Here is an 11,534-nt window from a genome sequence, read left to right as displayed (position 1 = left end):
TACTAAAGGAGAATGAAGCGATGAAAATCGATATCATTGGCGATATTCATGGATGTTATTCAGAGTTTGTAAAGCTAACTAAAAAGCTTGGATATGAATGGGACGACGGCATTCCCCTTCACCCAGATGGGCGGAAACTCGGCTTTGTCGGCGACTTAACAGACCGAGGCCCACAATCGTTGCAAACAGTAGAAGTTGTCTATTCCCTTGTCGAGCGCGAGTCAGCTTATTATGTCCCAGGGAATCATTGCAATAAACTGTATCGCTTCTTTTTAGGAAGAAACGTCCAAATTACGCACGGTCTTGAAACAACTGTCGCAGAATATCGCGCATTGCCGCCAAGTGAACAAGCAATGATTCGAAAAAAGTTTATGAGGCTATATGAAGCCGCTCCGTTATACGCGCAGCTAGATAACGGCCGCCTTATTATTGCCCATGCCGGCCTTCGTCAAGACTATATTGGAAGAAATGATAAAAAAGTTCAAACATTCGTTCTTTATGGTGATATTACCGGGGAAACAAATCCCGATGGAACACCTGTCCGGCGAGATTGGGCAAAGCGTTACACAGGAAGCGCATGGATTGTATACGGTCATACACCGGTGAAACAACCTAGAATCATTAATCGTACAATTAATATTGATACTGGCTGCGTATTCGGCGGAGCGCTTACCGCTTTTCGATATCCTGAAATAGAAACCATATCGTTTCCATCTTCCTTGCCATATGTGCCGGAAAAATTCAGAACGTTCGATTGAAAATGCCGCTTATCAGCTTACTCGTTCCATCAATTGTTTCATATCATCAGGAAGCGGGCAAGAAAACGTATATATTTGCCGCTTGATCGGATGGAAAAAGGAAAGCTCTTTGCTGTGCAACGCCTGGCGGCTAATTGCTTCCCGGCTTCCGCCATACAATTCATCCCCTGCAAGCGGGTGGCCAATATGCGCTAAATGAACACGAATTTGATGCGTGCGGCCTGTCTCTAGCTGGAGCGATACGTATGTATATTCACGAAGCCGCTGTAATACGCGAAAATGAGTAACGGCCCGTTGACCATCATCGCGTACTTCCCGAGCAATAATGCTATCGCTTTTGCGGGCGATTGGCGCATCAATCGTCCCCTTGTCTTCCGTTAAACATCCGTGACAAATCGCTTCATAACGCCGCGTTACTTTTCCTTGTTGCTGCAGCGTGGATAATAAATGATGAATATGACGATGTTTTGCGACGAGAGCAAGGCCGGAAGTATCGCGATCCAGTCTTGTTACAACATGAATCGTCGACTCTAACTGTTGCTTTTGGTAATGATAAAGCAATGCATTAGCAAGCGTGCCGCCCGGATGCTCACGCGATGGAATCGTTGCCATAAACGGCGGTTTATTCACGACCAAAACATATTCATCCTCATATACAATATCAAGCGGAATCGCTTCCGGCATCATCCCTTCACTTGGGGATTCTTTTGGAAATAGTACTCGCAATGTTTCTCCACAACAAAGACGATGACGAACAGTGACTGGCTGTTCATCCACGAAAATGGCCCCTCCATGGAATTTAATGTCTGTTAATGCCGTTTTCGAAATGCCTTGTTCCTTTAAAAATTCCCGGACAAGCTTCCCTTCCTCTTTTTCCGTAATCGTCCAAGTTAGCGTAAAACGCGACAATGTTTTGTACCTTCCTTTACTTCCTATTTATTCTAATCAAACAATGGAGCGAAATGGGTTAATCAGCGATAAATGAATCGCGCACTCGCTTCCAAAATGGAAACGGGCGGAAACGAGCAAAACGAATTTTCTCCTGTGCGACGCGACATTGAATCGATTTAACGTCTTTATGCAAAAGCGATAAATGATCAATCGTAATTTGAAAATCGACATTGTTCACTGGCTTTAATATACATGTATGGTGCGCAGGAAGTACAAGCGGTGATCCAATCGTGCGGAACACCCGGTTATTGATGGACGCCATCTCGGTTACTTGTATCGCTTCGAGTGATGGGTGTAATATCGCGCCGCCTAGCGCTTTATTATAGGCGGTGCTTCCTGTCGGCGTAGAAATGCATAATCCGTCACCGCGAAACGTTTCAAATAAATCGCCTCGGATTTCTACATCGATCACGAGCGTGCCGCTGACGCTTTTTACTGTGCATTCATTTAAAGCGAGATATTTTGCTTCCCGTCCCCCGTTTATGTAGCGAATAATCACTTCTAACAACGGATACTCCACCACTTGGTACGGTGTTTTCGCAATCGCGATGACCAGCTTCTCGATTTCTTCAGGCACCCAATCGGCGTAAAATCCCAAATGTCCGGTATGAACCCCGACAAACGCCGTTTTATCTAAGCGGCGACAATAACGATGGAACGCATAAAGCAATGTTCCATCACCGCCGACAGAAATGACAATATCAGGTTTATCTTCATCATACTGTAAATCAAAATCAAGTAAATATGTTTTAATTTTTTGCGTAAGTGCGTTCGATGTCTCATCCCCTTTGGACGTAACGGCAAATTTCATCGGCGCTTGTTTTTCTTTCATCGTTATTCCCCTTTTGCATCCTGTTTTCGCGAAAAAGCTGCTTGCGCTTCTTGAATTTCAAAGCGAATTTTTGACATTTCTTCGTCCAAACGATAAGCTGCTTCTGCAGCGCGCTGCAATCTTACTTTAATATCTTCAGGAAAGCGACCGCTATACTTGTAGTTTAATGAATGTTCAATCGTTGCCCAAAAATTCATCGCGAGCGTCCGAATTTGAATCTCTGCCAAAATTTTCTTTTCCCCGCAAATCGTTTGCACCGGATAGCGGATCACTACATGGTAAGAGCGATAACCGCTTTCTTTTTTTTGGCTGATGTAATCTCGTTCTTCCACAATTTCAAAATCGTTCCGCTTCCGAAGCAATTCGACTACCGTTTTAATATCATCGACAAATTGGCACATCATACGAAGTCCGGCAATATCTTGCATTTGTTCTTCCAATTTATCAAGAGGTATATTTTTCTTTTGCGCTTTATCCAAAATGCTTGCGACTGGCTTTACTCTTCCGGTAACAAATTCTATTGGCGAATGCACCCCTAAAATTTCAAATTGGGCGCGCATTCCTTTTAGTTTTACTTTTAATTCTTCCACCGCTTGTTTGTATGGCGCCAAAAATAAATCCCAATGTTTGACCATCATACCACCACCAATTGTTATGTAAGAAAAATTTCTTTTACCGCCTGTTCCATCTGTTCTCCGTAATTGGCGTTTCCATCAATATTTTCAATTAAATATGTTAGCTCTTCCTTGAAATGGGTCAGTTCCATTTCGATCGTTCCACTTTGCAAAAAGATAGGTGTACCGTCTGTTAATACTTGTTTGATGTCCATCCAAAACTCGGATGGAATCGCAACATAAATAAAATCTTCATCCGTTTCTAATATATAAATAAACGCAATATTGTCTGAATCAACAAGCATATGATTTTTTGGTCTTGCTTGTTCAAGCGAAAATGGAGGATGATCGCAGATTAGCCATAATCGCTCATCTCGTTTTTCTACTTTTTCTACGACTAATTTCTTTTGCATGCCAAATCTCCTTCCACATAAACAGTCCTTTTTTATTTTACCATAATCACCCTATGCATAATAAATAATTGATATTCAACAATAAACATCCGATAATAAAATTGAAATGGATACAAAGGGGAGAAAACATGAACCAAGAAATAGAAATCGAATTTAAAAATTTATTAACAAAAGAAGAATTCGACCGAATTCGCCAAGTGTTTCATATCGATGATCATGCTTTTGAACATCAAGAAAATCATTATTTTGACACACCGCAATTTTTGTTAAAAGACAAACGAGCAGCACTGCGAATTCGCGTAAAAAACGGCAACTACACATTAACGTTGAAACAAACGACAGCACAAGGGGTTTTGCTTGAGACGCATGAACAGCTTACAAAAGAAGAAGCAGACGCCCTCTTAAATGGCACTGCAATGGTTCAAGGCCCGATTGCACAAATTCTTCAAGAAATTGGCGTTCCGCCTGAACAACTACGACATTTTGGCACATTAGCCACCGACCGAGCACAATGGATGTACAAAGGCGGCACACTTTTTCTTGATCATAGTCATTACCTACAAACCGATGATTATGAGTTAGAATATGAGACTAAAGATGCAGAAAGCGGAAAACAACGATTTTTACAGCTGCTTCATTCTTTGCATATCCCAATTCGGCCAACAGCTAATAAAATTCAACGTTTATATATGAAAAAATATAGAGCGGAGGAAGAGCGATGAACACTCCTGCACTAAAACTATTGTTGGAACTTCAGGCATTGCAAAATTTATCTACCAATCGTCCAAACATCATAAATCAAAATAACACATGGTCATTTGCGCAGCTATTCCATCAATTGCTGTCAGAGCAGCAACCAATGTTGCAAGTCCCTGAAAATCCAAATGTGTCAACACCATCGGCAGAAAAAACATCTTCCTCTAAACATATGGATGGAAATATTGATACATTAATTGCACAGGCTGCGGAAAAATATGATGTTGATCCAAAGCTCGTTCGCGCTGTCATTCGTCACGAATCTAATTTTAATCCAAATGCGCGCAGCCGCGCCGGTGCGGCTGGACTTATGCAGTTAATGCCAAGCACCGCAAAAATGCTTGGAGTAGAAAACCGTTTTGATCCAGCCCAAAACATCGAGGGCGGGACAAAATATTTACGAATGCTGCTTGACCGCTATAACGGCAATGTCTCGCTTGCACTTGCCGCATATAACGCCGGTCCCGGAAACGTAGATCGTTACGGGGGAGTTCCACCATTTGCCGAAACAAGAGCATATGTTGAAAAAGTGCTCAACACATACTACTCATAATATTTATTCAAGTCACTTTGTTTGAGATAAATAAACTTCATTGTTAAAATAGCAGTAAAATAGTCGTACACAATATCTAAAAGGAGTATTCACAATGGCTGAACAATGGCAAACACTTTATGAGGCGGTCGGTGGAGAAAAAACAATTACAAGGCTTGTGGAAGCTTTCTATAAACGTGTTGCTAAACATCCTGATTTAATCCCAATTTTTCCGGATGATTTAACAGAAACGATTAGAAAACAAAAACAATTTTTAACACAATACTTAGGAGGGCCGCCACTTTACACAGAGGAGCACGGACATCCAATGTTGCGGGCACGTCATTTGTCATTTGAAATTACTCCAACTCGCGCTGAGGCATGGCTTTCCTGTATGCGCGCGGCGATGGATGAAATCGGTCTGTCTGGACCGGTGCGCGAACAAATTTATCATCGTCTCGTTTTGACTGCTCATCATATGGTCAATACCCCAGACAATTTGGAAAGAAAGGAGCATTCCCTTGAATGACAAATTAGCTGGGAAGCCGACCCCAGATTGGTGGTATGCTTCCCAGCCTCGCAGCAACGAGACAAAGCCGTTGGAAATTTATTTGTTTATCGATCCTTTATGCCCTGAATGCTGGGGGCTTGAACCTATTATCAAAAAGCTAATCATTGAGTATGGTCGCTTTTTTACATTGAAACACGTGTTAAGCGGAACATTGGCAACGCTGAATATGCGGAAACGCCATAAGCCAGAAACGATCGCCAAAGTGTGGGAGCGGACGGCGTGCCGTTCGGGAATGTCTTGCGATGGAAGCCTATGGCTTGAAAATCCAATTTCTAGCCCATTTGCTCCATCGATCGCCATTAAAGCGGCGGAATTGCAAGGCAAACGCGCAGGAATTCGTTTCTTACGCAAATTACAGGAATTATTGTTTTTGGAAAAGCAAAATGTATCCGATATTTCCGTGTTAATTGATTGTGCAATAAGCGTTGGATTGGATGTGGATGAATTTGTTCGTGATTTACAGTCGTCAAGTGCGTCCAAAGCATTTCAATGCGATTTAAAAATTACATCAGAGATGGATGTAAATGAAATTCCAACACTCGTCTTTTTTAACGAAAACATTGAGGACGAAGGAATTAAAATTTCCGGATGTTACCCTTACGAGATTTATGTCGAACTCATTCATGAATTGCTTGGCTTCCATCCAGAACCATCCCCTCCTCCCCCGCTCGAGTCATTTTTAAGCCATTTTAAATTCGTCGCCACAAAGGAAATTGCAGTTGTTTATGATATGACTATAAACGAAGCGGAAAAAGAGATGAAAAAACTACAGCTGAAACAAAAAGTGGAAAAAGTACCGGTAAAGCATGGAACGTTTTGGCGCTATATCTCAGAAGAAGAATAAATAAGGAAAAGCCCGGCTGAATGCCGGGCTTTTCCTTGTTGCCAAGACAACAAAGGGGATGGGAGAAATTTTTCACGGTCAAACAAAGGGGTATAAGGTTTTTGTGACTTCGTTCACGATATTATCTTAACAAATTAAGGCGAGTGTTGACAACTACTTTGTGCTTTTGTTCACATTATTGTCATAAATATAGAAGAAAGCATGTTTTCCTTTGCTTTGTTCATATAAATGAAATGAATCAAATTAGGAAGGTGAAAAAAGGTGAAGAAACACATCACTCTGTTCATTTGGGGATTGGTTGTGCTTATCGCCTTTTGTTTAAATTTGTTTGGTCTTATGCATCTTATTCCACTGTTTATTACGATGCCACTTTTATTTGTTTCCATTTTTGGCTTTTTAGCAACTTGGAACAGCCGCAACCAATTTAAAGGATTTTATCAAAAGCGAATGTGGCAATAACTCCACATTCGCTGTTTTTTACGATAACATCTGTTCCATTTCATCTAGTTTTTCTGCGAATACTTGACAAGCCTGCCGGATCGGTTCCGCGCTCGTCATATCTACTCCCGCTTTTTTCAACACCTCAATTGGATAATCGGAGCTGCCTGCTTTTAAAAACTCAATATAGCGTTTAACAGCCGGTTCCCCTTCTTCTAATATTTGTCTGCTTAATGCGGTGGCTGCGCTAAACCCTGTGGCATATTGATAAACATAATAATTGTAATAAAAATGTGGAATCCGCGCCCATTCTAATCCAATTTCCTTATCGACGACAATATCATCACCGAAATATTTTTTGTTTAATTCGTAATACATGGAAGTCAATGAATCAGCTGTTAACGCTTCGCCTTCCTGCGCCTTCATATGGATCATATGTTCAAACTCTGCAAACATCGTTTGCCGAAAGACCGTGCCACGGAACCCTTCTAAATAATGGTTAAGTAAATATAATCGTTTTTTCTCATCATCGATCGTTTTTAATAAATAATCACTTAATAGCGCTTCGTTGCATGTCGATGCAACTTCAGCAACAAAAATGGAATAATCTCCATACGGATACGGCTGCGTTTTGCGTGTGTAATAACTATGCACAGAGTGGCCAAATTCGTGGACTAATGTAAACAAATTATGGACGTTATCTTGCCAGTTAAGCAAAATATATGGATTTGTTCCATATGAACCTGATGAATAGGCACCGCTTCGTTTCCCTTTATTTTCGCGCACATCTACCCATCGGTTTTCGAGGCCCTCTTTGACGATGCCAATATATTCTTCACCGAGCGGAGCAAGCCCTTTTAACATGTATTCTTTCGCTTCTTCATACGTTACTTCCATTTTTACATCTTGCACAAGCGGAGTATATAAATCATACATATGAAGTTCGTCAAGTCCAAGCGCTTTTTTGCGTAAACGGACATAACGGTGCAACAGCGGCAAATGTTCATGAACCGTTTCGATCAAATTATCGTAAACACTTTCAGGAATATTATTGCTGCTTAATGCCGCTTCTCGCGCTGATTTATAACGGCGAACGCGGGCAAAAAAGTTATCTTTTTTCACCGCTCCGGCGAGAGTGCTAGCAAACGTATTCTTGTACTTTTCGTACGTATCATATACCGCTTTAAACGCATCGCGCCGCACACGGCGGTCTGTGCTTTCCAAAAAGCGAATAAAACGGCCATGTGTCACTTCCACTTCTTCCCCATTTTCATCAATAATCGTTGGGAATGTTAAATCCGCATTATTCAGCATGCCAAATGTAGTCGAAGATGCTTGCATGACTTCCGCAGCTTGGGCAAGGAGAGCCTCCTCCTCGGCAGACAATACATGCGGACGCTGACGGTTAATTTCGTCTAAAGCGTGTTCATACAGCTTTAATTCTTTTTTCTCTTCTAAAAATGAACGCAACTTCGCCTCATCGATCGCTAAAATTTCCGGAACGATAAACGCCATCGCACTAGACGCTTCGCTATAAAGGCTGGTAGCACGGTCATTAAGTCCTTGATAAAAGGCATTTGTCGTATCTTGGTCGTAACGCATATGCGCATATGTATATAGCTTGCCGAGACGCATCGATATCTCATCTTGATATTGCAGCGCTTCGTATAACGTATCTGCTGATTCTCCCAACCGCCCTTGATAGTCCGATAATTTCGGAATCATTTTTTTCACTGCTTGGAATTCTTGCTCCCATGCTTCATCCGTTGGGAAAATGTCCTCTAAACGCCATGTTTCTTCTACAGGAATTTCACTTCGTGATGGCAACGATTTTTTTGTTTTCTTTTCTTCCATTTTGCAAACCTCCTTTTGGAAAATTATATCATAAATCATATTCACTTTTTTACTATCATTTCCTTTTTCGAGAAAATAAATGTTTGCTATCACTTTCTTATACAATATTTTTGTTAAGTTCCAATTTATTTATATAATGGTAAAGTGATGGCTCCATTTTCATCTGCTCCATCATTTGTTGATCCTGCTGTATTACTTCATCCATCGTCTTTGGAAAAGTAAATTCCTTTACTAAACGAAGGCTTTTGCGGCTTTCCCATTGAAAATAGCCTAACTTCGTAAGCAATTGCAAATACTCATAAACTGCTTGCGTATAGCGTTGTCCCATTGCGAGCGGCAACTGGCGAGCCGCAAGCCGCCCCGCTGCCATTCTTTCATCAATAAAACGATAAATGGAATGTATAGAGACATGTTTGCTTTCTGATTGCATAAATGGGATTAACACATATGTTTGCCAAATAAATGGCGGTGTTTCAAACAAATAGCCGTGCGGCAGCGGCCAGCCTGCTTCGGTAGGAAAAAGGGAAGGAATAATGCCAAAGCGATAAAAATCAGAACAAATAAGCCTTGTGATCTTATTCGGATATGACGTGAAAGTGAGACGCCATTGTTTTTTACGGCAAAGCCAATCATTCCAAAACGATGGTGGCAGTGAAACAACCGGAGATGATAGCAAATCGGAAAAAGAAACCGAATGCAGAGGCTTGACAATGGGAATCGCAAATGTATGGCGAACAGAAAACGGAATCAAATGAACGAGGCGGATAAGACGTTTGGTTTCCGAACAATAGTAGAAAAGGAGCGGGCGAGGAACAAACGGAAAATGGTGGGCAAACATCCATTGAAATCGGGGCAATGCCAAGTGGTATATGGTCCGATATCGCAAATGATGTGCTCCAAGAATCCAAATTGGTCGAATTCCTTTTATGCGATAGGAATCATTGCGTTTTTGAAACAACTGTTCACTAATGGTAGAGCATTGATATTCCATCGCATACAGGAGGTGGTTATGCGCAACAAGGATGTCTGGACGTTGTTGAATCGATGGTAAATATGGTTCCAATTTTGCCCGTATGTTTTGACGTTGAAGCCAGGAAAATAGATCTAACTTTCCTGTTAAATGACGTGTTGATTCCGACTCATATTCATATGGACATGCGGTATCTTTTTTATGCGCAAAATGTGGAATGCGGCGACTGCCGAGCTTTAATACCACTTCCCGCTTGCAGGCAGGACAAAAAAACGCTTCCCTCCTCTTTAACTGAACTAATTCCTCCTTTGTCCAAGTCTTAGCCAGTGAAATGAATTCTCCATTCCGCAACAAGGCAACAAGCAAAATGATCACATCCTTTCATCATCCTTTCTAGTTTATTCGACAAAAACAGTCTGGTTTCCTATTTTTTATACAAAATTCCTTAAAAATGATAAACACCCGGTACAATTCCGGGTGAAATTTTATAATAAAGGAGATAATAATCTTGATACAGATTCAACAACACGAATGGATAACGGACGTTGTTGAAATGTTTCATAATCAATTGGACTGGCTTCTTTTAAATCTTCAAGAAAATCAGCAACAAGTTTTTTTGTACTATCCGTATGATATAAAAAAGCGTTTACTTCGAAATTGAGATGAAAGCTGCGCATATCCATATTAGCTGTGCCGATTGATGCTAATTCCCCATCAACGATCATGATTTTACTATGCAAAAATCCTTTTGAATATTCATAAATTTTCACACCTGCTTCCAACAATTCCGGGAAATAGGATCGTGAAGCATAAAAGACAATTTTTTTATCTGGTCGTTTCGGTGCCAAAATGCGGACATCAAGCCCGCTTAAAGCAGCGATTTTTAATGCTGTTAGGATATCTTCATCAGGCACAAAATACGGCGACGCAATCCAAATCGATCGCTGAGCAGACGTAATCATTGCAAAATATAAATGCTTAATGACTTCCCATTTCTGGTCAGGACCACCCGCAATTAACTGAACCCCCCCCTGACCGTCATAATGAACGAGCTCTGGAGATAAATATTCCGGTGTCAATAACGTTTTTCCCGTCATATAATACCAATCTTGCAAAAAAATAAGCTGTAGCGTCCGGACCGCTTCGCCACGAATCCATAAATGCGTATCGCGCCAAAAACCGAAATATTTATCTTTTCCTAAATATTCATCACCGATATTCAGTCCCCCGACAAAGCCAATCGTTCCGTCAATCACAATAATTTTTCGATGATTGCGGAAGTTAATGGTGTTGCTCAAAAACGGCAAACGAACCGGTGAAAAAGGAATCATTTCTACCCCGGCATCGCGCAGCTCTTGAATATACGTTTTGGATAATTTCCAGCTTCCTACAGCATCATAAAGAAAACGGACATGAACTCCTTTTTTTGCTTTTTCTATTAAAATCGTTTTTAGCTTCTGTCCAACTTCATCATGGCGAACAATGTAATATTCTAAATGAATATGGTGTGTCGCTTTTTCCAGTTCTTCAAAAATAGTAGAAAATGTTTCTTCGCCATTCGTCAATACCCTTGTTTCCGTCGCGAGAGAAACCGGGCTTTTTCCAATTCGATGAGCCAGCTGAAGCAGCGGACGTTGGTGTTCTCCAATCGGCATCTGTTCTATCGCCCACTCTCGCTGTCCTTGAAATTTTAAAAATGTTTGTTCATCGAGCATCGCCTTTTTTTGGAAAAGCCTCTGCTTTCGATAATTTCTTCCAAACATTAAATAAAAGAAAAATCCAATTAGCGGGAAGCTTCCGAGCACGACAAGCCACGTGATTGTATGGGCAGGCTTTCTGTTTTCGAGAGAAATAACAAACGCAATGAAAACAACAGAACAAGAAATTAAAATACTAAGCCCACCAAGCAGCTTCCCTTCCCAATAATCATTGGTCAAAAATAAAAAAGCCGCTACAGCCAGGACAAAAATAATAACCCTTAACGTATTTCGCAATGAAATT

General features: G+C 41.0%; 13 protein-coding genes. 6 read left to right on the top strand and 7 right to left on the bottom strand.

The window, feature by feature from the left end; genetic code table 11:
* The first annotated feature begins 20 nt into the window (after nt 1-20).
* Nucleotides 21-758, top strand: a complete 738-nt coding sequence (prpE, locus tag B9L23_RS04630) for a bis(5'-nucleosyl)-tetraphosphatase PrpE (RefSeq protein ID WP_089096961.1) — start codon at nt 21-23, stop codon at nt 756-758.
* Nucleotides 759-770: 12 nt separating this feature from the next.
* Here prpE and B9L23_RS04625 read toward each other — a convergent pair whose 3' ends face one another.
* From B9L23_RS04625 to B9L23_RS04610, 4 genes are read right to left on the bottom strand one after another with little or no spacing between them, the layout of a single operon-like run.
* On the bottom strand, nt 771-1,667 hold the full coding sequence (locus B9L23_RS04625) for an RluA family pseudouridine synthase (protein ID WP_089096960.1): 897 nt from the start codon (nt 1,665-1,667) through the stop codon (nt 771-773).
* Nucleotides 1,668-1,725: 58 nt separating this feature from the next.
* Nucleotides 1,726-2,520, bottom strand: coding sequence for an NAD kinase (locus B9L23_RS04620; protein ID WP_285754780.1), 795 nt, complete (start codon nt 2,518-2,520; stop codon nt 1,726-1,728).
* Between the two features lie 23 nt (nt 2,521-2,543).
* Nucleotides 2,544-3,176: a GTP diphosphokinase gene (gene yjbM / locus B9L23_RS04615; RefSeq protein WP_012749460.1), complete on the bottom strand. Its 633-nt coding sequence runs from the start codon at nt 3,174-3,176 to the stop codon at nt 2,544-2,546.
* A gap of 17 nt (nt 3,177-3,193) precedes the next feature.
* Nucleotides 3,194-3,568: a UPF0738 family protein gene (locus B9L23_RS04610; protein WP_012749459.1), complete on the bottom strand. Its 375-nt coding sequence runs from the start codon at nt 3,566-3,568 to the stop codon at nt 3,194-3,196.
* 128 nt (nt 3,569-3,696) lie between these two features.
* On the opposite strand from B9L23_RS04610, the gene B9L23_RS04605 reads away from it, so the two are divergent.
* The 5 genes from B9L23_RS04605 to B9L23_RS04585 all read left to right on the top strand — a co-directional run bounded on the left by B9L23_RS04605 (nt 3,697) and on the right by B9L23_RS04585 (nt 6,730).
* Nucleotides 3,697-4,290 (top strand): CYTH domain-containing protein, encoded by a 594-nt coding sequence (locus tag B9L23_RS04605; RefSeq protein ID WP_062753735.1) that lies wholly within the window; start codon nt 3,697-3,699, stop codon nt 4,288-4,290.
* Nucleotides 4,287-4,877 carry a lytic transglycosylase domain-containing protein gene (locus tag B9L23_RS04600; protein WP_089096959.1) on the top strand — a complete coding sequence of 197 codons (591 nt, stop codon included), beginning with the start codon at nt 4,287-4,289 and terminating at the stop codon, nt 4,875-4,877. The genes B9L23_RS04605 and B9L23_RS04600 overlap by 4 nt, the downstream gene beginning before the upstream one ends.
* 94 nt (nt 4,878-4,971) lie before the next feature.
* Nucleotides 4,972-5,385: a globin domain-containing protein gene (locus B9L23_RS04595; protein ID WP_012749456.1), complete on the top strand. Its 414-nt coding sequence runs from the start codon at nt 4,972-4,974 to the stop codon at nt 5,383-5,385.
* Nucleotides 5,378-6,271, top strand: coding sequence for a ClpXP adapter protein SpxH (spxH, locus tag B9L23_RS04590; protein WP_012749455.1), 894 nt, complete (start codon nt 5,378-5,380; stop codon nt 6,269-6,271). The genes B9L23_RS04595 and spxH overlap by 8 nt, the downstream gene beginning before the upstream one ends.
* Nucleotides 6,272-6,532: 261 nt before the next feature.
* Entirely contained in the window at nt 6,533-6,730 is a 198-nt protein-coding gene (locus B9L23_RS04585; protein ID WP_062753739.1) for a hypothetical protein, read from the top strand.
* An 18-nt stretch (nt 6,731-6,748) separates the two neighbouring features.
* Here B9L23_RS04585 and pepF read toward each other — a convergent pair whose 3' ends face one another.
* The 3 genes from pepF to cls all read right to left on the bottom strand — a co-directional run bounded on the left by pepF (nt 6,749) and on the right by cls (nt 11,527).
* Complete coding sequence (pepF, locus tag B9L23_RS04580) at nt 6,749-8,563, bottom strand: oligoendopeptidase F (protein ID WP_012749453.1); 1,815 nt, start codon at nt 8,561-8,563, stop codon at nt 6,749-6,751.
* A gap of 97 nt (nt 8,564-8,660) precedes the next feature.
* The gene (locus B9L23_RS04575) at nt 8,661-9,908 is read right to left on the bottom strand and encodes a competence protein CoiA (RefSeq protein ID WP_245842287.1); all 1,248 of its coding nucleotides are present in this window, start codon (nt 9,906-9,908) and stop codon (nt 8,661-8,663) included.
* Between the two features lie 110 nt (nt 9,909-10,018).
* Nucleotides 10,019-11,527, bottom strand: a complete 1,509-nt coding sequence (cls, locus tag B9L23_RS04570) for a cardiolipin synthase (protein WP_012749451.1) — start codon at nt 11,525-11,527, stop codon at nt 10,019-10,021.
* Nucleotides 11,528-11,534: the final 7 nt, after the last annotated feature.

This window comes from Parageobacillus galactosidasius, from assembly GCF_002217735.1.
GTDB classification, from domain to species: domain Bacteria; phylum Bacillota; class Bacilli; order Bacillales; family Anoxybacillaceae; genus Parageobacillus_B; species Parageobacillus_B toebii.
Note: the sequence above shows the minus strand (reverse complement) of the source record. Positions and strands in the feature narration are given on the sequence as shown.

Excerpts from the sequence above, each read along its gene's own strand:
- prpE (WP_089096961.1), top strand. The coding sequence starts at position 21 with ATGAAAATCGATATCATTGGCGATATTCATGGATGTTATTCAGAGTTT.
- B9L23_RS04605 (WP_062753735.1), top strand. The coding sequence starts at position 3,697 with ATGAACCAAGAAATAGAAATCGAATTTAAAAATTTATTAACAAAAGAA.
- B9L23_RS04600 (WP_089096959.1), top strand. The coding sequence starts at position 4,287 with ATGAACACTCCTGCACTAAAACTATTGTTGGAACTTCAGGCATTGCAA.
- B9L23_RS04620 (WP_285754780.1), bottom strand. The coding sequence starts at position 2,520 with ATGAAATTTGCCGTTACGTCCAAAGGGGATGAGACATCGAACGCACTT.
- B9L23_RS04610 (WP_012749459.1), bottom strand. The coding sequence starts at position 3,568 with ATGCAAAAGAAATTAGTCGTAGAAAAAGTAGAAAAACGAGATGAGCGA.
- yjbM (WP_012749460.1), bottom strand. The coding sequence starts at position 3,176 with ATGGTCAAACATTGGGATTTATTTTTGGCGCCATACAAACAAGCGGTG.
- pepF (WP_012749453.1), bottom strand. The coding sequence starts at position 8,563 with ATGGAAGAAAAGAAAACAAAAAAATCGTTGCCATCACGAAGTGAAATT.
- B9L23_RS04595 (WP_012749456.1), top strand. The coding sequence starts at position 4,972 with ATGGCTGAACAATGGCAAACACTTTATGAGGCGGTCGGTGGAGAAAAA.